This window comes from Undibacterium sp. KW1, from assembly GCF_009937955.1.
GTDB lineage: Bacteria > Pseudomonadota > Gammaproteobacteria > Burkholderiales > Burkholderiaceae_D > Undibacterium.
The window spans coordinates 6,311,694-6,334,563 of the sequence record NZ_AP018439.1 but is presented as its reverse complement, the minus strand read 5'-3'; the positions used below and the strand labels follow the sequence as shown (position 1 = coordinate 6,334,563).

Below are 22,870 nucleotides of genomic sequence, written 5' to 3'. Positions count from 1 at the left end.
GCAAATGTCGTCTATCTTTATTACAAAATAGCTGCAACTTTACCTATTTTCATAAATCATATCCGTCAGGTGTAATCCGCCCGGCGGATTTATTATTTTTGTACCCTGAAATCATAGAAGGATTTTATGCAACAACTACGCTCTGGCATGCAGCTTACTCTCAAACCCGTCTTGCGCGCTTTGGTACTGGGCGGCGCTATCCTGTTTACCGCCCCGGTCACCCTGGCAGACACTCTGCCCAAAGGTGTCAGCCAGGTGACCAGTGTTGAGGGAATCACGGAATACCGTCTGCCCAATGGCCTGCGCGTATTGCTGATGCCAGATGCATCCAAACCGACAGTGACGGTGAATGTCACCTATCTGGTTGGTTCACGCCATGAAAACTATGGCGAAACCGGCATGGCGCATTTGCTGGAACATCTGATGTTCAAGGGCACACCTACCAATCCTAAAATTACGGAAGATTTCAATAAGCGTGGCATGCGCATCAATGGCACCACCTCACTGGACCGCACCAATTATTTTGAACTGTTCCAGGCCAGTGATGACAACCTGAAATGGGCACTGGAGATGGAAGCTGACCGCATGGTCAATTCCAATATTGCCAGAAAAGACCTCGACACCGAGATGACGGTCGTGCGCAATGAATATGAACGCGGTGAGAACTCACCCGGAGCTGTACTCATGAAACGCATGCAAAGCGTGGCCTTTGACTGGCATAACTATGGCAATTCGACCATAGGTAACCGCAGCGATATAGAAAACGTCAAGATAGAAAACCTGCAAGCCTTTTATCGCAACTACTACCAGCCAGACAATGCCGTGCTGCTGGTAGCCGGTAAGTTTGAAGCTGAAAAAGCCCTGCAATGGATCAATGCCTCCTTTGGCAAGATCGCCAAACCAACGCGCAGCCTGCCACAGTTCTGGACTACAGAACCAACTCAGGATGGCGAACGCAGCTTTGTCGTGCGCCGCAAGGGTGACAGCCAGATGGTCATGATCGCCTATAAAGTACCGGCTGGCCTGCACCATGACCGTGATGCCCTGAGTTATGCAGGCAGCATACTGGCTGGCGCACCACATGGCCGCCTGCATAAACAACTGGTGGAAACCGGCAAGCTGGTACAAGTATTTTCCAGCAGCATGGGCCATGTAGAGCCTGGCCTGAAGATCATTGGTGCCGTGGTCAAGAAAGGCGAATCCGTCGATGCGGCGAGAGATATGCTGCTGGCAGGTATAGAAGAGTTCAAGAATAATCCACCGACCAGGGAAGAGCTGGAACGCATCAAACGCGATAATGCCAACTACTATGAAAAACTGCTGAACAACCACGAATCCATAGGGATCAGCATGTCTGAATATATCGCCATGGGTGACTGGCGCTATCTGTTCAAGGACAGGGATGATGCAGGCAAAGTCACTGCCGAAGAAGTCACTGCTGCCGTGAAAAAATATCTGGTGCGTGACAACCGTACCGTAGGCAGCTTTATCCCGGAAGATAATCCACAGCGTGCCGAAATACCGACGGCTCCTGGTATTGCTGAAGTCATGAAAGACTTTAAACCCAAAGAAGCAACACTGACGGCAGAAGTATTTGACCCATCCCCGGCGAATATCGACAAGCGCACGCAAGTGAGCAACATAGGCAATCTGCAGGTAGCCCTATTACCTAAAAAGACCAGGGGCGAAACCGTAAATGTCTCGCTGAGTTTGCATTGGGGTGATGAAAAAACCCTGTTCGGTAAAGCCAGTGTCTTGGGCTTTACCGGTGGTTTGTTGAGCACAGGCACCAGCAAATATTCCCGCGCACAACTGTCTGATGAGATGTCCAAGCTGAAAATGAGTGGCGGCCTGTATTCATTCCAGACCACCAAGGCAAATTTGCCTGCGGCACTGGAACTGGTGGCGCATGTCCTGAAGGAAGCCAATTTCCCGGAAAGCGAATTCAAACAATTGAAAGAAAAAGCCCTGGTCGGCATAGAGGCATCCCGCAATGAGCCATCTGCGGTCGCGAGCCGCGCCCTGGCCCAGCATTTCAATACCTATCCAAAAGGCGATGTACGTGCATCCATGACACTGGATGAATCGCTGAAAGCCATACGCGATCTCAAGCTGGAAGACATCAAGGCTTTCCATAAGGATTTCTATGGCGTATCCAAGGGTGAATTGTCCATCGTCGGTGATTTTGATGTAGATAGCACGAAACAGACGGTTGCCAAAGTGTTTGATGGCTGGACCAGCAAGTCTCCTTACACCCGCCTGGCCAGCAAGCGTCAGGAGGTCAGTGTGGTGCGCCAAACCTTCAATACACCTGACAAGGAAAATGGCGTTTATTCCAGCCGCATGAACCTGACTTTGCGTGAAGACGATGCCGACTTCCCTGCTCTGCGTGTGGCCAATTATATTTTTGGTGGCGGTGCCGGCATGAACTCGCGCGTCATGGAGCGCATACGTCAAAAAGATGGTCTGTCTTATGGCGGCGGTTCCAGCCTGACTGCCGGGGAAATTGATCCGGTCGGTAGCTTCAGTATCAACGCCACGGCGGCACCACAGAATTTGGAAAAACTGGAAATCGCCGTCAAGGAAGAACTGGCACGCGCCCTCAAAGAAGGCTTCACTGCCGATGAACTGGCCAAAGCCAAATCCGGGCTCTTGCAGCAAAGAGTACAAGGGCGCAGCAGCGATGGTGCAGTAGCCAGCGGCTGGAACAGCAATCTGTACCTGAAGCGCACCTGGGCCTGGTCACAAGCCATGGACGACAAGATACAGGCGCTGACACTGGAACAGGTGAACGATGCCTTCCGCCGGTATATAGACCCGGCCAAAATGAGTGTCTTTATTGCTGCGGACGAAGCCAAGGCCAAGGCGGCTGTGGCGAAATAATTTTGTTTTTTCATCAAACCGGAAATGCCAGATTTCCGGTTTGACAGAAGGATGGCAGCTCAGCCCTTCCAGCTTCTTTGCAGGCCAGTGTCAGTATGTATCCAGCCACCCTGGGCGGTCTGGCGGTAATAAAAGCCGACGCCGCCCTGGCGGAAGCTTTGTATCAGTTCACCCAGGATTTCTTCATGTAGCTGGGGGATGCGGATGTCGGCGGCCTTGCCTTCCATGTGCAGGGATTTGCGGGCTGCGGGCACGCCTTGCTCTATGAGACGGGTATTCGAAGCCTGGGTACGGTAGCCAGACAGGATTTCCAGCGGTCTGGTCATGCCAAAACGGGCGATATAAGCCTGGGTGGCCCACAGGGTTTCCAGCAGTTTGGGGTCTATGGGTGCAGTCTCCTTGCCATTGACGTCGCGCAGGATGTGGCACAGTTGCTGGTAGGCGGATTCCAGCACTTCGCCGTCTTTCCAGTACAGTATCTTGCTGCGCTCGCCTGTGGCAGGGCGTATCAGGTCCATGGTGCGGGGCTTGACCCAGAATTCTATGTCCAGCGCCTGTGAGTCAAACAGATCAGGCGGTGGAGTTGGTTGCGCATGTTTTTCAGTGCCAGCGTTGGTAATGTCAGCCGCATGCAGGATGGCATGCGGACCAGCTAATGCGGTACTGCCGAGCAAGAGCCCATTCTTTAGTAATTGGCGGCGCGTTAACGTCATTCTATGATTTCAGGATTGATAAAATAAAAACCAGCTTAGTGTATATCGCCATAATAATCAAAGCCCTGCGGTTTATCCGGCAAATTTACGCTTGGTCACACAGAATTTGCATTCTGTCTTTTTGCCTTGTGATCTCCATACAAAACAACATTACACTAGAAGCATCCAATAACTCTTATTACAAAACGATATCATGATCAAATCTTTAGGATGTCTGGCGCTGTTGACAGTCTTGCTCGGCGGCTGCGAAGTCAGGGTCAATGGCGATGCCATCAAGGGTAGTGGCAAACAGCTTACCGAGAAGCGTGCGGTGACTGAGTTCAGCGCCATAGAAAATTCCGGTTTTTTTGATGTGGTGGTCACAAATGGTTCTACCCCGTCGCTGGAAGTCAGCGGTGACGACAATCTGGTGCCGGAAATTGAAACCGTGGTGGAAAACAAGGTCCTGATCATACGCAGCAAGCGTAAATCCTATAGTTTTACCTGGACCAACCGACCCGGCACGATCAGGGTCACTGCCAGTGGCCTGAACCGTATCAATAATAATGGCAGCGGTGATATAGAGGTACGTGACCTGCAGGCAGACAGCCTGGCCGTGAACCTGAACGGCTCCGGCGACCTGAAGATCACCGGCAAGGTGAATGCCCTGAAATTGATGTCCAACGGCAGTGGCGACATGGATTTGCAGCAACTGCAGGCCGGCAAGGCTGAGGTCGAATTCCATGGTTCTGGTGATACGCACATGAATATTGTGAGCCAGTCACTGGATGCCAGCATCAACGGCAGCGGCGGCTTAAGTGTTGATAATCTGCAATCTGTTCCCGTCAAGCTCGTGCAGCATGGTTCTGCTGACGTGAAACTGGGAGGAACGATCAAGGCGCTGGAACTGGACATGTCTGGCTCTGGCGATATCCAGATCGAGGACATCAGGGCAGAACAGGCCAGCATACGCAGCAATGGCCCGGGTGAGCTGAGTCTGAGTGGTGAGATTACTGTCCTGACCCTGACCAGCAGCGGCTCTGGCGATGTCAATGCAGATCATTTGAAAATCAGGGATTTACAGATCATCAACAATGGTCCGTCGAACCAGAGTTATCGCGGCATTACAGGCATATTCAAGCTGGAAAATTCCGGTTCTGGTGATTTTGATGTGGAATTGCAATCGGAAGCCGCGCTGGAAGTCATGATGAACGGCCCGGGTGAAACCCGCCTGAAAGGCACAGCCAAAAGCCTGAGCGCCAGACTGACTGGCAGTGGTGACTTGCATGCCCGTGATTTATTGCTCGACAGTGCCAGTATCAAGGTCACCGGCCCAGGCGAGGCTGAAGTGAATGTCAAGAAAGCAGGTGGCTCACGCATCGTCAAGATAGACAGGAATGGCGTAGCGAATTAAACAAACTGACCTGAGTTCAAAAGGGGTTCATGCATGGCATGGACCCTTTTTTTGTTTTTGGAGGCGCAACAATGATTTGCCATATTTAACAAGCTTTACACTCCCGACCGGCTTTTGCGCACAGCCGCCAACAGTCAAAGCAGATAATTTGCGCTAAGATAAAGCGTATGCTTTAAAGCCCTGTCGATCATGCCAAGTTATACACGCTTATTGTGTTGCCTCTTGCTGGTTTGCTCTGGCTGGCTCAGTGTGGCACATGCACAAACAAAGTCTGGCGTGGTGTTATTGATGAGCGAAGAACTGGATGGCAAAGGCAATGTCATTCCGCTTTCTGCAGAGGTTGTGGAATTGCTGCGCTACCTTGAGCAACATACCAGGCTCAAATTTGAAGTGCGGCGCTACCCCTGGAAAAGAGCAGTGGAAAATGCGGCAATGGGTGAAGGCCTGATCTTTGGTATGTCCAAAACCCGTGAACGCCAGCGCAACTTCAAGTTCAGCGCGCCCATCTTTAGCGACCAGGCGCTGCTGGTGACACTCTGCAATGCCAGGTTTACTTTTAATTCTATCAACGACCTGAAAGGCAAGACCATAGGCATAGTACGTGGCACCAGCTATGGAGAAGAATTTGACCGCCTCAGCAATGACTTGTTCAAGGTCGAGGATGACACCAGCAATAACCTGGGGCGTTTCAGGAAACTGAGCATGCACCGCATGGATGCCTTCTTGCTGTATAGCGCAAGTGGCAATATAGGCAGGCTGGAAAACCATATCAACCAGCAATACGCGGCAGAATATGGTGACAAAAAAATAAACAGCAAAGAAAACGGCAAGTTGTTTTGCATATTGCCGAGACCAGTGTCATCGGTAGATATCCATATTGCCATGCGAGCTGATGGTAACGCCAGCCTGCTGCAAAAAATCGACAAGGCCATCATGCAGGGTCGCCAGAGTGGTGAACTGGCACGTATTTATACACCAAGGTGAGTGCGGAGATGAGTGCAGAAGTGGGTGCTCTCAGGCTATGCGGGCACCCTTGTATTGATGGCGTAATACCAGACGGCTGCTGGAGATCAGGCTATTCAAACCCAATATCAGTTGTATCAGTACATGTCCTGGCAAACCCCAGACTTGTCCATTCGGTGGCGTACTGCGGGTCACGGCTGTCAGCACCGGCGTTATCCATTGTGCTTCTTCTGTCAGATCCAGCATGACATCGCCGTCAGAATTGGTATGCAGGTAGAGTTCGCCGCCATGTAGCAGCGTCAGGCAGATGCCTTGGCCAGTAGTTGGCTTGTCACCCAAGGCCTGCTGTAATTCGCGGTGCTGCAAATCCATCCAGGCGTCAACATCCAGTGCAGTTTCAAGAGATACCCACGGATGCTCTGGCAAATCTTGCGCCAGATCAGATTGCTGCTTGTCATTTAACATCATTTTGCTGTATTCGTTTCCATGCCATGAGGCTGAAACAGCATTCTGACACAAATACCCGCAACTGATTTCATCAACAGCAAGGGTACGCTTGCGCAAGCCAATGAAGCAATGAAGCCCTGCGCAAGCTCTCAGGCAATGAATGCAATTATTTCAGCGTCCAGGCGAATGCCAGGGTGTTCCAGCCTGGTGTTGCACCGACCTGGAAGCGGCATGCCTTCAGCGCACGCAAGGATGCCTTGTCGAGTTTGCGAAAACCGCTGGAGTCAATAATTTTTGCATCGATCACAGCACCCTTGTCGTTGAGCAGGTAGTTGAGCTTGACCAGGCCCTGCTCTTCATCATTCAATGCACGTTGATCGTAGCTCGGTGCCTCGCAACCAGATGCGGCAAACGCCTCATTGGCTTCCATGGCAAAGGCAGGCAAGGTGACCAGGGCAAAAGCCAGGGTAGTGACGAAGGCATACAGGCGGAAATGTGGGGACATAATAAACTCCTCAGGTTATGAATGAATTTGCAACTGCATCATGATATTTGCTGCGTTTTCACTACGATGTGTGCATCGCTGAATTGAGCTGATCATGGGCAGATGGATGCAATATACGTCGCCAGCACTTCGCTAAAAAATCAATAATTCGTATAGGCATTATTTCCAAAAAACATAATGCTCATGACGCATTTATTTAGTGCAGCAAGCTGGTTTGATTTGCTACCGAAATTCTCCACGCTTGTGCAAATTCTGCCGAAAAGCCCGCCAATATTGCGTTTTCTCTTCATGCTGGTGCAAATAAATTTATTTGATCCCAGTAAAATATTTTTCATATTTTTTGTAACAGATACACATTTTCCTCACTTTTTTCATTTTTTATACCCGGCTGGATGTTGTACAGACTTCTCGCGCGCTGTAGTATTTATTTTCCCTTTTCTTCAAAAAACTGCTCTTACGAAGCACTTACGCTGATGCGATAAAGTCACTTTTTTTAACATCCTTTGCGCTTTCATTTTCAGGTCGTTGAACTATTCTGCATAGTGGCGTCAGGCGACGCCTGCTCAAAGCTGCAGACTCCAGACTTACCCAGATTTTGGCACCAGGTCACAGTGAGAAAAAGGTGCACGACCTGACCGCAACGATGATTTTTTATCCCAACTATAAGGAATAACATCATGGCTGGCACCGTCTCAACACAAGTAAATACCGTCATCGTCAATCCCTACAGCGGCGACTACAGGATAGATGTGCTGCTGCCTTCAGCGACGGCGCGCTGGAATAATGGCAGCCCGGTGGGCACGGCAGTTGAAGTCAGTTACAGCTTCATGAGTACCGCCCCGGATTATGCGCAAGACTCTGACAAGAAGGGTTTCAGCACTTTCACCGATGAACAGAAAGTCGCTACCCGCAAAATCTTTGATTTGATTTCCCAGCAATTTGGCATCACCTTCAAGGAGGTGACGGATACCAACAGCAGCTATGGTTTCATCAGGCTGGGCAATAATGCCCAGGGTTCTACCAGTGCCGGTTATGCGACTTACCCAGATACTGCAGATACCAAGGCCAGCGGCGACATTTATCTCAATAATGAAGTCAGCGACAATCTCAGTAATATCGTTCCCGGCACCAATAGCTGGGCCACGCTGGTACATGAAATAGGCCACGCAATCGGACTCAAGCATCCTGGTAACTACAATGCGGGTGAACCAGCGTCAACCACAGCAGACAATTTCCTGGCGGCGGCAGAAGACAGCGAAGCCAATACTGTGATGTCTTATGTGAAAGCACCACAAGGCCAGGAGAGGGATTTCTTTGGCAAGTTTGATTACCTCGCCCTGAAATACCTGTATGGCGGCAAGGCTTATAACGCTGATGCAACTACCTATAATCTGACTGACGCCGACGGCATACTGCTCAAAATCATCAACGATACTGGTGGCGTGGATACCATCAATTTATCGGCCCTGACGGTTGCGGCGACGATCAATCTCACACCCGGCTCCAGCAGCTCGGTGGGCAGGCTGGCCAGCGATACGGTATCGCAAAACAATTTGTCGATTGCCTTCGATACAGTCATTGAAAACGTGGTTGGCACACGTTTCAGCGATGTCATGACAGGTAATAGCGCGAACAACAGGTTTGAAAGCAATGGCGGTGGTGATACCGTGGATGGGGGTGCAGGTTTTGACCTGCTCGTCATCAAGGACAACCGCGCCAACTTCACGATACAGAAAAATGCGACGGACATCAGCTTGCGCAACATGGTAAGCAGCGACATCACCTCTATCTTGAATGTGGAAAGAGTGCAACTGAACGACAAGATGATTGCATTTGATATTGAAGGTGTCGCCGGACAGATGTACCGGCTGTATCAGGCAGCGTTTGACCGCAAACCCGATGCGGCAGGTCTGGGTTACTGGATAGCGGACATGGACAAGGGTTCCAGCCTGCTGACGGTGGCTGCCGGGTTCTTCCAGTCACCGGAATTTCAAAAGCTGTATGGTGCAACCCCGTCCACAACGACGCTGATTACAAATTTTTACCAGAATGTATTGCACAGGGCACCTGACCAGGCTGGCTTTGATTACTGGAATAAGGAACTCAGTTCCGGCGTCAGCACTCCTGCCAGTGCACTCGCGAGCTTTTGTGAAAGTGCAGAGAACAAGGCACAGGTGCTGGGCTCCATACAAAACGGCATAGAATATAATTTGTGGCTGGGCTAACAACACACCTATAAAAACAAAAGGCGCAGAGCTCACGCCCTGCGCCTTTTGCAAATTGGATGTAGCAGTTTATTTGATCTGCTTCACTTCCAGGCCCTGCTTTTCCAGCAATTCGATAATGCTGTTGGCACCTGACAAATGCCCTGCGCCGACCACGATAAAGAGTTTCTTGCCTTCTTCCAGCAAGCCCAGGATTTTTTTTGCCATGCCCTGATTGCGGTCATCGAGCAATAATTTCATGAGTTTTTTCGAACCGACATCCTTGCTGGCTGCCTCTTGCAGGATTTTTGCCAGACCTTCTGCATCGCCACTTTTCCAGGCGGCGATCATGCCCGCAGTTTCACGCAGGGTATCGCCACTTTTCAAGCCCTCCAGGGTTTGTGCCAGCATGGCGTCTGCATCTTCATCGGAGAGACCACCCAGCACACTGGCTTGAAATGCCGTGCTTTCGAGTTCGATGATATTTTTCTTGTCCTGCTTGGCACGCAAGACATAATGCAGATCGACCCCTTTGGAAGCGTCATAGCCTTGCTGCCTGAATACGCCTATGCTCAGTGCAGTGGCGACTATCGTGGGTTTCAGGCTCTGGAACTGCGCAGCCGCCGGGCCGACCATGGATTGCAGGCTTTCAAAGGTGCTCTTCCTGATATGGTTTTCCAGTTTGTCTGGTGCTGCATAGGTAAAGAAAGGCATTGCTTTCTCTGCTGCCTTGGTATCAGTCGTATCAACTTCCACGACCAGAGTGTCGGCCTGCTTATAGGCGGCATCGACAGCCTCTGGCAAGGGATAGAAACTGGCTTTGGCTAGGTGGATGGAACCAAACAGATAGGCGGTATTTTTGTCGGATTTCACTTCCCAGAAAACACCTTTGGCAGGCGTCTCTGCCTGGGCAAAGGCACTGCTGGCGGCAATCGCCAGCCCACATGCGGTCAGGCATTTGAGCATTAACTGAGTAAGCGTAGGCTTGAATTTCATTATCATAAGTTCCATGTAATTATTTGGTCTGGCCCTGAGCTGGTTCTGAGCTGGTGACGATATTGCGCCAGGCGGCACAGGATACCAGAAAGCTTGCGCACTACTAATAAACACGATTTTAAACTCAATCGATTACTGGAAAGGAGTTACGCAAAATTGTCCCAGCAAGGTTATCACTTTTAGGAAACCTCCCTTGCAGGGGAGGTTCATTTCGTCGGCAGACAACATGTTGTCTGAAACCCGACTACACCGTCAGCGACGAAGACAGTACTTTAGTACGGCAAGGAGCTGCAACGCAGCTGGGGCGGTTTTGCGTAAGTCCGGCTTAATACAAAGTGGCACGCTGCCTTGCAGGCAGCTCCCTATCATATTTATCGCCATCAACTTCAGCATTGCTCAGTGCAGCCAGTATTGTGCCCGGGCTGGGTAAGCCGGGCGTTTTTTCACCGGCACTTTGCCACAAGTGTGAGCGGATAATCGCGCGTGCGCATTGAAAGTAAACGGTATCAACAGCGATGCGCAGCACGCATTTGGGTGCTTTGCCATCAACGGCAAACCTGTCCAGTAAAGCAGGCTCAACAGAAATGCTGGCCTTGCCGTTGACGCGCAAAGTCTCGCCCACACCGGGAATTAAAAACAATAGCGCGACCTGTGGGTCAAACAGGATATTGCGCAGGCTATCAACGCGGTTATTGCCACGACGCTCAGGCAATAACAAGGTTTTTTCATCTTCAACCACGATGAAACCAGGTGCATCTCCACGGGGTGAAGCGTCCAGTCCATCAGGGCCACGTGTCGCCAATACCGCAAAGGGTGAGGCTACTATCATGGCCTGATAATGAGGGTGAATATATGGCACTTCCTTTTTGATGGATGCCGCACCAACGGCATCAAACAAGGCTTGCAGTTGTTCGCTCGTGGTGATCAGGTGGGACGTGGGTGATGATGATATTGATGGTGAGTTCGGCATGAAATCAGTTTTTTCCTATGACGGGTGCTTTGCGCCAGTCGGCGCGGGCCTGCAGCAAAACACGTTCAATGAAACCTTCTTTATGCAGTTTCTCCAGTTGCCTGTTGAATGCAGGCAGGTGAACGGCACATGGGCTTTGCGCAACAAAACCAAACAGGTTTTGCGATTCGATCAAAAAGGGTTGCAAGGGAACGAGTTTGTCATCGATATTCGCCGATGCCATGTAAGCCTGGCCAACATGGTAACCCGTGATCACATAGTCAAAACGGTTTGCCAGCAACATCGTGAAGGCGGTTTCCAGGTTGTCTGTCTCGCTGACATGCAGGCGGCTGTCCATGTATTCATCAAATGCAGAACCAAAACGGTTGCCGCGCGCAATGCCGCCACGCAAACCCGTGAGATCGTCCCATTTTGCATAGGGCATAGGACGGTCTTTTTTTACAAAGGCAGCCACAGGATTGTTCATCACCAGTTCACTGAACAATAAAAAACTGCGGCGCTCAGGGGTACTTTTGAGAGTGGTGATGATGTCTATGCTGCCATTCTGGGCAGCATGCAATACCCGCTTCCACGGCCCAAGGTAGCGCAGCTCATAAGGCAAACCAATCTCATCAAGGATACGGGTAATGATGGCGATACTGGCACCGCGAAACTGCTTGCCATCATACCAATGCAGGGGAGGGTAAGCAGGATCTGCCGACACTATGACGCGCTCACAAGTGCTGCCAGCCTGTGCGGGCAGCACGAACATAGTGCAGAGCATGGCAATGAGCAAGGCAAGCAAACGGCGCATAAATCCCTTTTGCAAAATATCTGGCCATCAGGGTATCCTGGCATGACTGTCGGGGCACTGAAGATACATGCCCCTGCAGCAATATTAGCATTTTTGCCCACCCAGAGGCTCAATATGCACCAATTTAGTACCCCTTAGTAGCCATTTACCCCGGACAGTGCATTTACTCCCTGGGTTTGTTCAACAAGGCTTTCAAGCCTGCCAACCTTTCTTTGGGTGTCATGACTTCTGCTTCGGTGGGCGGGGCATCTCCCTCATCGAGTTTCATTTCCTTGATGAAGCGTGAAGGGTCGCAATGCACCTGCACGCCTGCACGTTTGCGTTTTTTGCACCAGGTGATGTGCAGGCTGCGCTGGGCACGGGTAATGCCCACATACATCAGGCGGCGTTCTTCTTCTATGCGGGCGGCATAGGTCTCGGGCGGCGCATCAGGGTCGCCCTTGTGCGGCAAGATACCCTCTTCGACGCCAACCAGAAACACATGTGGATACTCAAGCCCCTTGGATGCATGCAGCGTGGACATGCGCACGGCATCCGGTTCTTCGTCCTTGCCTTCCATCATGGTCATCAGGGCCACCATCTGGGTCAGGTCGAGCAGGCTACGGTGATCGTCCGTACCATCCTTGCCCCCGCTGCCCTTGGTTTTCAGCCACTGGGTAAAGTCGAGCACATTCTGCCATTTGTTTTGCGCAGCACGGTCTTCAAAGCTGTCGTAGAGATAGCCTTCGTAATTAATTTCTTTCATCAAGTCGTCCAGCAATTCGCTGGCATGCCCTTCCCTGTGGGCATGCGCTTCAACCTGGTTGATGAAGGTACAAAAATTTCGCAGGGGCCGTAACTGTTTGTCAGGCAACTTAGCTTCTATGCCACCTTTGAAGACGGCGGCAAATAGCGAGCATTGCCATTGCCCGGCAAAGGCCCCCAGCACTTCCAGCGTGGCCTGGCCTACACCGCGTTTGGGCGTAGTGATGGCACGGATGAAAGCCGGGTCATCATCTTCATTGGCAATCAGGCGCAGATAGGCGATGATGTCCTTGATCTCGGCGCGGTCAAAGAAACTCTGGCCACCGGAGATGGAGTAGGGAATACGTTCGCGTCGCAAAGCCTGCTCAATCACGCGTGCCTGGTGATTGCCACGGTACAAAATCGCGTAATCCGAATACTTGGCCTGGCGCTCGAAGCGATGCGCAGAAATCATGATGGCGACTTGCTCGGCCTCTTGTTCATCATCCTGCATGCCCAGTACCTTGACCGGATCACCGAGGCCATGTTCAGACCACAGCGATTTTTCAAACAGCTTGGGATTATTGCCGATGACGGAATTGGCAGCCTGCAGGATACGGGTGCTGGAACGGTAATTTTGTTCCAGCTTGATGATTTCCAGATTGGGGAAATCCACCTGCAGGGTCGTCAGGTTTTCTATGGTCGCACCACGCCAGGCATAGATGGCCTGATCATCATCACCGACGGCAGTAAACATCGGTTTTTTGCCTATGCCTGTGACCAGCAGTTTGACCAGCTCATACTGGCAGGTATTGGTGTCCTGGTATTCATCGACGAGCAGATAATGCAGGCGGCGCTGCCATTTGTCGCGCACCTGTTCATTGCTGCGGAACAGTTCTACCGGCAGGCGTATCAGGTCATCAAAATCCACCGCCTGATAAGCTGACAGGGTGGCAACATAGCTGCGATAGACCCGGGCGGCAATCGCCTCGTCCTCGTCTTTCGCCTGTTGCAAGGCGAGCTCAGGGTCAACCAGGCCATTCTTCCACAAGGACATGGCTGTCTGTATGCGGCGTATCAATTGTTTGTCAGTGGTAATCGCCAGATCCTGCACCAGAGAAAAACAGTCATCGCTGTCCATGATGGAAAAACGGTCTTTCAGGCCCAGGGCCTGGGCTTCCTGCCTGAGTATCTTGACACCCAGCGAATGGAAGGTGGAGACCGTCAACTGCTTTGCCTGGCGCGGCTCGGCCAGCAGTTTGCCTATGCGCTCCTGCATTTCCAGCGCGGCCTTGTTAGTGAAGGTCAGGGCGGCAATATGCTTTGGATCATAGCCATGCAGTTCGATGAGGTTGACGATCTTCTGGGTAATCACGCGCGTCTTGCCCGAGCCAGCCCCGGCCAGCACCAGGCAGGGGCCGTCCATATAGTTGACTGCATTACGTTGGGGGGTGTTCAGGCCATGCGACATAGGGGGTGAAAATATGGGGAAACAATAAGGGGCGACGGTTTGATCCGCACAAACTTGCAGGCGCTATTGTAGCCTGCAATAGGCAGGTAACCTTCGCCAGCGGGCTAATAAGTGAGAGTCCGCACAGATAAACTCACCATACCCTGCGACTATCGATCACATAAGCAGATCATAAGAGCCGGAATTTTGTTGCCAAAAAGATAGAAATAAAGGCTAGACAATTGGATAAGCTCAGACTATTCTTTCACTCAGGAGGGTGCCTTTTATGAAAGACCTTAAATCTGCTCGTATCCTGCTGGTGGACGACGAAGAAAGAAATATACGCTTGCTGGAAGTACTCTTGCATGCCGAAGGTTATTCTACCCTGAGCGCCAATAATGGGCGCGATGCGCTCAAAGTCGCGGCTTTTGCGCAACCTGACCTCATACTGCTCGACATCATGATGCCGGCCATGGATGGTTTTGCCACAGTGGCAGAACTTAAGGCCAATCCCCTGACCCAGCCTGTACCTGTCATCATGCTGACCGCGCTGGATGACCGCAATTCCAAGCTGCGCGCCCTGGAAGCTGGTGCCGAGGAATTTTTGACCAAGCCCATAGACCGGGCTGATCTCAGCGTACGGGTACGCAATCTCTTGCGTCTCAAGGAATATGGCGATTTCCTGACTGACCATAACCGCATACTGGAAAGCCAGGTCGTACAGCGTACGGCACAACTGGAAGATGCCTATCGCGATACAGTATTCACCCTGGTACGTGCTGCCGAGCACAAGGATGAAGAAACCGGCCATCATGTGCGGCGCATCAGTTACTACTGCCGTGCACTGGCAGAAGCCATGGATTTGCCCGGCGAGTTTCATGATGCGATCTTCCAGGCCAGCCCCATGCATGACATAGGCAAGATAGGCATACCCGATCATGTGCTGTTAAAACCCGGCAGCTTCAATCATGACGAGTGGAATATCATGCGCACCCACTGTGCGCTGGGTGCCAGCATACTCTCCAGTGGCACCTCGCCGTATACCGAAATGGGCGCAGAAATCGCCCTGAACCATCATGAACGCTGGGATGGCAGCGGCTATCCAAATGGGCTCAAGGGCGATGCCATTCCTATCGCTGCCAGAGTCATGCAGATTTGCGACGTATATGACGCCCTGCGCAGTCGTCGTCCTTACAAGCCTGCGCTGGATCATGAACGCAGCATGAATATCATCATCGAAGGTGATAGCCGCACACAACCTGAACATTTCGATCCTGCAGTATTGTCCTGCTTTGTTGCGGAGGCGGGGCGCTTTGCAGCTATTTTCGACCAGCATGCCGATGCCTGAAACCCAACGTCCAGCCATCCTGCTGATCGACGATGATGTCGGTCTGCTACAAGCCCTGTCACGATTGCTGAGACCTTTGCAACACCCCTTAGTGAGCGCCAGAGATGCCAGCGAAGCGCAGGCCATTATTGCGGAACACCATGTTGGGGTATTGATATGCGAGCCGCGTAACCAACTTGCTGCTGCTTTTTTGATCACTGCCAGGGAAAAATATCCTGACATCGTGCGCCTGATATTGACGGGCTATCCTGACCTCGACAGTGTACTGAGGGCGGTCAACCAGGCCCATCCGTTCAAGTTGCTGGTCAAACCCTGGCTCAATGAAGAATTGCTGACAACCGTTAATCTGGCACTGACACAGTATCTGGCGAACCGCGAGCGTGAGCGCCTGTTAAAAGAATACAACGGTATTCTCAGCAATGCAGAGACTGCCCATGCCTTTCGCACACTGGATGCGCTCATGCATTCGATACACAAAGACATGGTTGCAGAAGCCATAGATAATCTTCCCATGGGTGCCTGCCTGCTGGCAGATGGTGTGGTCAGCCGTTTTAACCGCACGGCACTGCGCATACTTGGGGATCTCGCCCAGGCATTACCCAGCACAGGAATGCCGGTCTCAGGATTAGCGCCCGTATTGCAGGAGGCCTACGGTGCAGCACGCAAACGGCGGGTGCAAACCCGTCTTGATGAGCAACAGCGACTAGATTATTTTGTGCTGGACCTGAGCGTTGGTACCCTGATCGCATTTGCACCGGAGCCCAGGCTGGGCAGGCCACCTGATCATTAAAGCCTGCAGTGAAGCACTTTATAAATTTCAGTACAGCTTTGTTTGCAAGAAAGTTCACCGGTAGTTTTGCCACGCATGTGTTTACCACGGAAAATGCACCATGAAAAAACTCAGCACCGAATTCAGACTGCTCGCAGGGCTTATGTTCGGGCTGCTACTGCTCTTGTCGGCTGGCTGGCAACTATACCGTTCACTGCAGGATTATCGTGAAAACTCATTATGGGTAACCCATACCTATCAGGTGCTGGATCAATTAAATGACGTCAGGTCAGGTGTACTGGAACTGGAGAGCATACAGCGCCTGTATTTCATCACTGGCGAAGATGTTTTCACCGGCCAGCGTGACAGCAAATCAGCACAGATAAGCCAGGCATCAAAAAAACTGGCCGAACTGATTACGGATAATCCGCGTCAACACCTGCTGTATAAAAACCTTGCACAAAAACTGGAAGAACGCTTGAGTGCCCTGGACAAGACTCTGCAGGTCTATCAGACCGAAGGTTATCCAGCAGTACGCAAACATCTGATCAGCGGTACACCGCGCATCATCATGGAAGCCTTGCTGATGCAGATCAACAACATGGAAGAGGAAGAGCGTGTCTTGCTGCAACAACGCAAGACCCAGGTCGAAAACAATTTTGTCCAGGCACGCAATATAGGCCTACTGGTTTTATTCATTACACTGGCAGGCGGTGCCTTGCTGTGGTGGCAATTCAAGCGCGATGTCGATCAGCGTACCAGCGCAGAAGCCGCCGTACGTGACAGCGAAGCCCTGCTCAAACAGGTGCTGGATATCTTGCCGGTAGGTGTTTTTATCTGTGACCGCAATGGTTCATTGACCAAGATCAACCCGGGCGCCAAGGCGATCTGGGGCGGTTCACGCATGGTCAACCTGGAACAGTATGGTGAATATGCAGGCTGGTGGCCAGACACAGGCAAGCGCATAGAGGCTGACGAATGGGGCCTGGCCCGCACCCTGAAATCCGGTGAAACCATACTCAATGAGCTGGCAGATATACGCTGTTTTGATGGCAGCCGCAAAACCATTTCGAATAACACGGCCCCCTTGCACGACAATAATGGGCAACTGGTCGGCGGTGTGTCAGTCAATGTCGATGTTACCGAATTCACCCTGACCGAGCGCAAACTGAGGACTGCTGCGCACTATGATGAAACCCAGGTCAAGGCACAAAACCTGTTTGCCGCTAGTTTTGAACGGCACAAGATTTTCGATGGTTTGCTGACTTTACTGGCAGAACGGCATGGCTACCTGATGTCGGCGCTTTACAGCTACGATGAATGGTATGCACGCTTCCGTTGTGATGCCAGTTATGGCCTGGGCCACGATATACCACGTGAATTTGAACTGGGCGAAGGTTTGCTGGGCCAGGTTGCCCTGACCGGCAAAAGCAATTCACTTGATGCCAGCCGCCTGAGTCTGCAGACTGGACTGGCAAACTTCAGTCCCAAGCATGTACTGATGATACCTGTGCTTTACCAGGAACACCGGCTGGCCGTGATGGTGCTGGCCACGACCAATAATGTGATTACTGGTGAACAGGCTTTTCTGGAAAGACTGGCCAACCAGCTCGGCGTTGCCCTGCATAATCTGCGTCAATACAATGACCTGAAACTGCTGGCAGAGCAATTACGCAGCAGCAGTGAAGAGATCGCTGCCAAGAACCAGCAACTGGAACAGGCCAGCCGCATGAAGTCTGAGTTCCTGGCCAATATGTCCCATGAATTGCGCACACCACTCAATGCCATCGTCGGTTTTTCAGAGATACTCAAGGATGGCCTGATGGGCAGTTTATCGAGCCAGCAGAAAGACGCCTCGGTCGATATCTTCAATAGCGGAAAGCACTTGCTGGCGCTGATCAATGACATCCTTGACCTGTCCAAGATAGAAGCAGGCAAGATGCAGATCAACCTGGAACCCACCAATATCAACGCACTGGTGCAATCGAGCATGCAGGTAGTGCGTGAACAGGCGAGCCTGCAAAACTTGCAGGTGTCGGCCAAAATCCAGGAAAACCTCGGTGACATCTGGCTTGATGAAGTCAAGGTCAAGCAAATCATTTATAACCTTTTGTCAAATGCCGTCAAATTCACCCCGGCAGGTGGCCGCGTGCATATCTCAGTACGCAAGATCGAAGGCTACCAGGTCACCGGAGGGCGCTTTGAACACTACCTGGAAATCATGGTTTCTGACAGCGGCATAGGCATACCGGAAGAAGCTCAGGCTGAGCTCTTCAAGCCCTTTACCCAGATAGATAATAGCCTGTCACGCAAGCATCAGGGCACCGGCCTGGGGCTGGCCATGGTCAAACGCATGGCAGAGCTGCATGAGGGCAGTGTCAGCCTGAACAGCATCACTGACAAGGGTTCCACCTTCACTGTGCTGCTACCCTGGCGTACCGCCAACCTGCCCGGCAAGCTCAGGACGGCAAGCAATACCGACAGCGGCATCACCGGGAATTCTCATGCCCATGTTGCCGAAAAAACTACCGACAGCAGCCATCACCACTCCAATGGCGAGTTGCTGGCCCTGATCATAGAGGATGATGACCAGGCCGCAGAAGTCTTGCGGGTACAGCTGGAAAGCGAAGGCTTTCGCATCGTCCGTGCCAGTACCGCAGAAGCTGCACTGGCGATGGCAGGCAAAGAGCACCCCGACCTGATTACCCTGGATATTTTATTGCCAGGCATGGATGGCTGGGAATTTCTTGAGCATTTCAAACAACATCCGCTATTTGCCTCTACCCCTGTGGTCATCATCTCCATCGTGGCTGATCGTGGCCGTGGTCTGTCTCTGGGAGCAGCCCATGTCATGCAAAAACCGATAGCAAGAGAAAACCTGACCACCGCCCTGAGTGTGCTGGGATTTTGCAATGACCCGTCGGCAATACAAAAAACTGCCCTGGTCGTCGATGATGATCCCAAGGCAGTGAAACTGGTCACTGCGCAACTGGATTCCTTTGGTTATAAAACCCTGGCGGCCCTGGGAGGACAGGATGGCATCAACATGGCAAGGCAATACAAGCCAGACCTGATTGTGCTGGACTTGATGATGCCTGAAATTAATGGTTTTGATGTGGTGGAAGCGCTGAAAAGTGATACAGTCACTGCAAGTATTCCGATTATTGTCCTGACCGCCAAGCAAATTACGGCAGACGACAGGATACGCCTGAATGGTGATGTCAAAAAAGTCATGGAAAAATCTGATTTCAATCACGGTCGTTTCATTGGTGAAGTAAGGCGGGCCATGGCAGGCAGGGGTAAGTGAGATGGCGCGTGTACTGATCATTGAAGACAACCCGGTCAATATGAAGCTGGCGGCATTCCTGTTGCAAAATGCCGGTTATGAAGTGCTGCAGGCGGTCGATGCCGAAGCCGGTTTGCAAGTTGCCAGAATAGAACTGCCCGACCTGATACTGATGGACATGCAATTGCCAGGCATAGACGGAATGACTGCCACCCGGCAGCTCAAGGCTGCCGCAGCGACTGCCCATATCAAGATAGTCGCCCTGACTGCCTTTGCCATGAGTGGTGATGAAGAACGCTTCCGCGCTGCTGGCTGTGATGCCTATATGGCAAAACCGATACGCTACCAGGCATTTTTAACTCTGGTTGATTCCATACTCAAGGCCTGAATCCACGTTCATGGACCAGGGAAAGCAAGAGCAGGCAAGGGCAAGCTGGAGTAAACTGGCGGCATCAGAAAAAAGGTGCTCCATGAAATTTGAACATTTAGTAGAAATCAATGACCTCGGCAATCCTGCGGTAGAGGTGATCACTCGCGAACAATTATGGCGTGGCCTGGTCTTGCGGGCAGAAATGCCAAGGTTGTTTGTCTCTTATCTCGATGACGCCAGCATCATGGACCGCAATGAAGCCAGCATGACGCGTACCCTCAAATATGGCACGCTGGAAATCACCGACCACGTCAGCCTCGTCCATCTTGAGCATGTGCATTATGATGTCGCAGCGCAGAAAGACATCCCGCAATCTTCGTTACGCATGAGCATAGAAGAACCACAACCAGATGCGCTGTTTGTCCGTTTCGCCTATGACAGTGGCAGTGCTGAAGCAGAAGATGCTGAAGCGAAAATGTATAACGAATACCGCAAATCGGCCTATCAGGAAGCTGACGTCGAAACTGTACGCATCATCCGCGAACTGGCAGAAAGCGGACGGCTGGATGCTCTGCCGTCCTGACAACATGTGATGGATTGCTGAGCCACCAGCATTTCGGGGATAATGCGGCTCTATAATCTCATTCGTCTCATTCATCCCATTCCTGATTTAACCCATCTATCAACTATTCCAAGGTTCCCATGACCAAGCGCACTACTCCTGCAACAAAGAAGCCTGTCCTGGCTGCTCTGGACTTGCCTGCCCCGGTACAAACCACACGTTTGAAACGCAAGCAATTTGCCAGCACGGGTGACGTGCATATCCAGGGTGATGCAGTGATTGCCACCCAGTTCATCGTTGGCGGTGATTGCCTGATTGATGGAGATTTGGAGGCAGAAGAGGTGTTTTGCCTCGGCAAGCTGACGGTTACGGGTGATATCCGCGTGCAATCCCTGTATGTGGGCCATGCGCTGGATGCCGGTGGCAATATCGATGTTGAATACCTCATCAAAACCGGTTGCAGCGCCGACTGGATGGCACGCATGCTGGAACTCGACCAGCGCAAACCAGCCGCCGATGGCAGCAGCTATATGGACATTCTGGTGCACCCTGCCATCTTGAAGCGCTATGATCATCATGATGCCTTTGGCGGTTTTGGCGATATTCAGGCGCTCGGTTATGTCGCCTGTGCCGACCTCGATTGCCATGGCAATGTACAGCTGGATGATGTGCTGGAAGTTGGTGAAATCCAGTTTGTTGGCGGCCATTTGTCGGCAGCTGCCATCCACGTTGCAGGTGATTGTAATTGCCAGGGTGAGTTGTTCAGTGAAACTGATATCCAGGTTGAGGGAGCGCTGTTTGCCGCGAATCTGATATGTCAGGGTAACCTTGATGTTGCCAGTATCCATAGCCAGGGCGATATCAGTACCTGGGGTTATCTGCGCGCCACTGGCGAAGTCAGCAGCCTGCGCGGTGAAATCCACAGTGGCCGCTGGATTGCTACCAAGGGCAGCATCTATGCCGCCAAATACATCAAGACTGGCGAATCCCTGGTTGCTGAAAAAGGCATCAGTTGCGGCGCTGACTATGGCATCCTGGCTGCCACCAGCCTGCCACGCTCACGCTGGGCCACGCATGGCATGGTGTCTGCGGTCAGCAAACCACGCCTGCTCTTATCCGGCCAATTCGTTGAAGGCAAAAAACTCAAGCATATCGATGCGCTGGAAAAAAAGCGTGAAACCGAACTTGACTGGGAAGTACCACGCCGCCTGAAGCGTGAAATGCAGCCAGTCTGATTTTCACACCACCTGCCCCGGTATTTTGTTGATCTTGCTTATCTGCACAGCAGCCGGACAGGCTGCTGTGCCTGTAGCAAGTTCTAGCTCAGGTCTTTCACGACCAGCATGCGCCTTAACAGGTAAATACCTATGCTGGTAGATACCAGGGCCGTAATACAAAGCGCTGTCGATGGATGCCAGCTGCCGCTGATACCTCGCGCCGCTGCCCATCTGTAGGCATAGAGGGCAACGCCATTCGAACCTGCATGCAAAGCAATGCCCGGCCACAAGGAGCGCGTTTTATCATATAGCCAGGCACAGACCAGGCCCAGCAGCGAAGCACACAGGAATTGATAGATATTCATGTGGGCCATGCCAAACAGCAGCGCTGAAGCCAGAAAAGCCAGCTTGCGCGAATATTGCTGCAAAAAACTGCGCAAGACCAGGCCACGGAACAGCATTTCTTCCAGTACAGGCGCAACCAGGCAGGCAATGATGATGGAATGCACACCATTGCTCATCATCTCATCGAATATTCTTTGCTGGCCAGCGGGCACAGGTTGCCATTCCTCCAGCATGCCGCCGATGAAACTCAAGGACAATTCCAGCCCCGGTATCAACAGCATGACCGGCACCATGATCAGGCAGAGACGGGCAGGCGTGACCGCTGCGGCGGAATGGAATAGCTCGCTATAGCTCATGCCCTTGTAATGCAGCACCGCCGTAAACAGTATGGCATTCGCCAATACCATAATGACACCATCGACTTCTTCCATGCTGACACCCGTGAAGAACATGCTGTCGTGTACCAGCATATTCAGCAAGACCTCGGCTCCGAGCAGAAAAACGATCAGGAAGAAGGCTTCCAGGGCAGTCGGAAAATTCTCATGCTTTTGATTCATTGCTGTAGCGTATAAATCCAGGCTGCACCTAGAGGCTGGACAGGTCCATATCTTGTGAAAATTCACCATCCACTTCCTTGATGATGGCTTGTCCGGCGATGGTTTGCTGACCATTAAAACTCAGCGTAGGGCCGCCATACAGGATCCAGCCCTGGTTCAAGGCCGCTGTGACACGCAGGCAAAAGTTCTTGTCGTCCGGGCCGGTCAGGTAACGGTAGAGTTTCATGAAGAGTGCACTCCAAACTGCGGGATCATAAGTGAGGCACATTATATTCGATGACGCCTGCCTGGCCGGGTCTGCGCAAAAAAGTGGCAACACATATTTGCCATGTATCACTTTTTTTCAATACGGCAATATTAATCTTCAGGTTACAAT

19 protein-coding genes are annotated in these 22,870 nt (G+C 51.7%); 10 read left to right on the top strand and 9 right to left on the bottom strand.

What is annotated here, in order from left to right:
* Positions 1–126: 126 nt before the first annotated feature.
* On the top strand, positions 127–2,883 hold the full coding sequence (locus tag UNDKW_RS28640) for a pitrilysin family protein (protein ID WP_232063158.1): 2,757 nt from the start codon (positions 127–129) through the stop codon (positions 2,881–2,883).
* A gap of 59 nt (positions 2,884–2,942) precedes the next feature.
* On the opposite strand, the gene UNDKW_RS28635 is transcribed toward UNDKW_RS28640, so the two are convergent.
* Positions 2,943–3,596 (bottom strand): DUF882 domain-containing protein, encoded by a 654-nt coding sequence (locus UNDKW_RS28635; RefSeq protein WP_162061555.1) that lies wholly within the window; start codon positions 3,594–3,596, stop codon positions 2,943–2,945.
* A gap of 193 nt (positions 3,597–3,789) precedes the next feature.
* Between UNDKW_RS28635 and UNDKW_RS28630 the strand changes: the two genes are divergently transcribed.
* Together UNDKW_RS28630 and UNDKW_RS28625 are read left to right on the top strand one after the other, a co-directional pair.
* The gene (locus UNDKW_RS28630) at positions 3,790–4,989 is read left to right on the top strand and encodes a GIN domain-containing protein (RefSeq protein WP_162061554.1); all 1,200 of its coding nucleotides are present in this window, start codon (positions 3,790–3,792) and stop codon (positions 4,987–4,989) included.
* Between the two features lie 189 nt (positions 4,990–5,178).
* Positions 5,179–5,973, top strand: coding sequence for an ABC transporter substrate-binding protein (locus tag UNDKW_RS28625; RefSeq protein WP_162061553.1), 795 nt, complete (start codon positions 5,179–5,181; stop codon positions 5,971–5,973).
* 30 nt (positions 5,974–6,003) lie between these two features.
* On the opposite strand, the gene UNDKW_RS28620 is transcribed toward UNDKW_RS28625, so the two are convergent.
* Positions 6,004–6,417 carry a hypothetical protein gene (locus tag UNDKW_RS28620; RefSeq protein WP_162061552.1) on the bottom strand — a complete coding sequence of 138 codons (414 nt, stop codon included), beginning with the start codon at positions 6,415–6,417 and terminating at the stop codon, positions 6,004–6,006.
* A gap of 148 nt (positions 6,418–6,565) precedes the next feature.
* Positions 6,566–6,904: a TonB family protein gene (locus UNDKW_RS28615; RefSeq protein ID WP_162061551.1), complete on the bottom strand. Its 339-nt coding sequence runs from the start codon at positions 6,902–6,904 to the stop codon at positions 6,566–6,568.
* A gap of 677 nt (positions 6,905–7,581) precedes the next feature.
* On the opposite strand from UNDKW_RS28615, the gene UNDKW_RS28610 reads away from it, so the two are divergent.
* Complete coding sequence (locus UNDKW_RS28610; RefSeq protein WP_162061550.1) at positions 7,582–9,129, top strand: DUF4214 domain-containing protein; 1,548 nt, start codon at positions 7,582–7,584, stop codon at positions 9,127–9,129.
* A gap of 69 nt (positions 9,130–9,198) precedes the next feature.
* On the opposite strand, the gene UNDKW_RS28605 is transcribed toward UNDKW_RS28610, so the two are convergent.
* From UNDKW_RS28605 to UNDKW_RS28590, 4 genes are all read right to left on the bottom strand, one after another.
* The gene (locus UNDKW_RS28605) at positions 9,199–10,104 is read right to left on the bottom strand and encodes a TraB/GumN family protein (protein ID WP_162061549.1); all 906 of its coding nucleotides are present in this window, start codon (positions 10,102–10,104) and stop codon (positions 9,199–9,201) included.
* A gap of 325 nt (positions 10,105–10,429) precedes the next feature.
* Positions 10,430–11,056 (bottom strand): pyridoxamine 5'-phosphate oxidase family protein, encoded by a 627-nt coding sequence (locus UNDKW_RS28600; RefSeq protein WP_174247653.1) that lies wholly within the window; start codon positions 11,054–11,056, stop codon positions 10,430–10,432.
* Positions 11,057–11,078: 22 nt separating this feature from the next.
* Complete coding sequence (locus UNDKW_RS28595) at positions 11,079–11,867, bottom strand: ABC transporter substrate-binding protein (protein WP_162061547.1); 789 nt, start codon at positions 11,865–11,867, stop codon at positions 11,079–11,081.
* A gap of 163 nt (positions 11,868–12,030) precedes the next feature.
* Complete coding sequence (locus tag UNDKW_RS28590) at positions 12,031–14,061, bottom strand: UvrD-helicase domain-containing protein (RefSeq protein ID WP_162061546.1); 2,031 nt, start codon at positions 14,059–14,061, stop codon at positions 12,031–12,033.
* Positions 14,062–14,326: 265 nt separating this feature from the next.
* Between UNDKW_RS28590 and UNDKW_RS28585 the strand changes: the two genes are divergently transcribed.
* The 6 genes from UNDKW_RS28585 to UNDKW_RS28560 all read left to right on the top strand — a co-directional run bounded on the left by UNDKW_RS28585 (position 14,327) and on the right by UNDKW_RS28560 (position 21,610).
* Positions 14,327–15,388 (top strand): two-component system response regulator, encoded by a 1,062-nt coding sequence (locus UNDKW_RS28585; RefSeq protein ID WP_162061545.1) that lies wholly within the window; start codon positions 14,327–14,329, stop codon positions 15,386–15,388.
* Positions 15,381–16,178 (top strand): hypothetical protein, encoded by a 798-nt coding sequence (locus tag UNDKW_RS28580; protein WP_232063157.1) that lies wholly within the window; start codon positions 15,381–15,383, stop codon positions 16,176–16,178. The genes UNDKW_RS28585 and UNDKW_RS28580 overlap by 8 nt, the downstream gene beginning before the upstream one ends.
* Positions 16,179–16,278: 100 nt before the next feature.
* Positions 16,279–19,464, top strand: coding sequence for a response regulator (locus UNDKW_RS28575; RefSeq protein ID WP_162061543.1), 3,186 nt, complete (start codon positions 16,279–16,281; stop codon positions 19,462–19,464).
* Between the two features lies 1 nt (position 19,465).
* The gene (locus UNDKW_RS28570; RefSeq protein WP_162061542.1) at positions 19,466–19,831 is read left to right on the top strand and encodes a response regulator; all 366 of its coding nucleotides are present in this window, start codon (positions 19,466–19,468) and stop codon (positions 19,829–19,831) included.
* Positions 19,832–19,913: 82 nt separating this feature from the next.
* Positions 19,914–20,396 (top strand): SRPBCC family protein, encoded by a 483-nt coding sequence (locus UNDKW_RS28565; RefSeq protein WP_162061541.1) that lies wholly within the window; start codon positions 19,914–19,916, stop codon positions 20,394–20,396.
* A 119-nt stretch (positions 20,397–20,515) separates the two neighbouring features.
* Entirely contained in the window at positions 20,516–21,610 is a 1,095-nt protein-coding gene (locus UNDKW_RS28560; RefSeq protein WP_162061540.1) for a DUF342 domain-containing protein, read from the top strand.
* Between the two features lie 83 nt (positions 21,611–21,693).
* Here UNDKW_RS28560 and UNDKW_RS28555 read toward each other — a convergent pair whose 3' ends face one another.
* Positions 21,694–22,494: a CPBP family intramembrane glutamic endopeptidase gene (locus UNDKW_RS28555; protein WP_162061539.1), complete on the bottom strand. Its 801-nt coding sequence runs from the start codon at positions 22,492–22,494 to the stop codon at positions 21,694–21,696.
* A gap of 28 nt (positions 22,495–22,522) precedes the next feature.
* A complete protein-coding gene (locus UNDKW_RS28550) occupies positions 22,523–22,720 on the bottom strand; it encodes a DUF1737 domain-containing protein (RefSeq protein ID WP_162061538.1) in 198 nt (65 codons plus the stop codon).
* Positions 22,721–22,870: the final 150 nt, after the last annotated feature.

Excerpts from the sequence above, each read along its gene's own strand:
- UNDKW_RS28640 (WP_232063158.1), top strand. The coding sequence starts at position 127 with ATGCAACAACTACGCTCTGGCATGCAGCTTACTCTCAAACCCGTCTTG.
- UNDKW_RS28635 (WP_162061555.1), bottom strand. The coding sequence starts at position 3,596 with ATGACGTTAACGCGCCGCCAATTACTAAAGAATGGGCTCTTGCTCGGC.
- UNDKW_RS28630 (WP_162061554.1), top strand. The coding sequence starts at position 3,790 with ATGATCAAATCTTTAGGATGTCTGGCGCTGTTGACAGTCTTGCTCGGC.
- UNDKW_RS28625 (WP_162061553.1), top strand. The coding sequence starts at position 5,179 with ATGCCAAGTTATACACGCTTATTGTGTTGCCTCTTGCTGGTTTGCTCT.
- UNDKW_RS28620 (WP_162061552.1), bottom strand. The coding sequence starts at position 6,417 with ATGTTAAATGACAAGCAGCAATCTGATCTGGCGCAAGATTTGCCAGAG.
- UNDKW_RS28615 (WP_162061551.1), bottom strand. The coding sequence starts at position 6,904 with ATGTCCCCACATTTCCGCCTGTATGCCTTCGTCACTACCCTGGCTTTT.
- UNDKW_RS28610 (WP_162061550.1), top strand. The coding sequence starts at position 7,582 with ATGGCTGGCACCGTCTCAACACAAGTAAATACCGTCATCGTCAATCCC.
- UNDKW_RS28605 (WP_162061549.1), bottom strand. The coding sequence starts at position 10,104 with ATGAAATTCAAGCCTACGCTTACTCAGTTAATGCTCAAATGCCTGACC.
- UNDKW_RS28595 (WP_162061547.1), bottom strand. The coding sequence starts at position 11,867 with ATGCGCCGTTTGCTTGCCTTGCTCATTGCCATGCTCTGCACTATGTTC.
- UNDKW_RS28590 (WP_162061546.1), bottom strand. The coding sequence starts at position 14,061 with ATGTCGCATGGCCTGAACACCCCCCAACGTAATGCAGTCAACTATATG.
- UNDKW_RS28585 (WP_162061545.1), top strand. The coding sequence starts at position 14,327 with ATGAAAGACCTTAAATCTGCTCGTATCCTGCTGGTGGACGACGAAGAA.
- UNDKW_RS28580 (WP_232063157.1), top strand. The coding sequence starts at position 15,381 with ATGCCTGAAACCCAACGTCCAGCCATCCTGCTGATCGACGATGATGTC.
- UNDKW_RS28575 (WP_162061543.1), top strand. The coding sequence starts at position 16,279 with ATGAAAAAACTCAGCACCGAATTCAGACTGCTCGCAGGGCTTATGTTC.
- UNDKW_RS28570 (WP_162061542.1), top strand. The coding sequence starts at position 19,466 with ATGGCGCGTGTACTGATCATTGAAGACAACCCGGTCAATATGAAGCTG.
- UNDKW_RS28565 (WP_162061541.1), top strand. The coding sequence starts at position 19,914 with ATGAAATTTGAACATTTAGTAGAAATCAATGACCTCGGCAATCCTGCG.
- UNDKW_RS28560 (WP_162061540.1), top strand. The coding sequence starts at position 20,516 with ATGACCAAGCGCACTACTCCTGCAACAAAGAAGCCTGTCCTGGCTGCT.
- UNDKW_RS28555 (WP_162061539.1), bottom strand. The coding sequence starts at position 22,494 with ATGAATCAAAAGCATGAGAATTTTCCGACTGCCCTGGAAGCCTTCTTC.
- UNDKW_RS28550 (WP_162061538.1), bottom strand. The coding sequence starts at position 22,720 with ATGAAACTCTACCGTTACCTGACCGGCCCGGACGACAAGAACTTTTGC.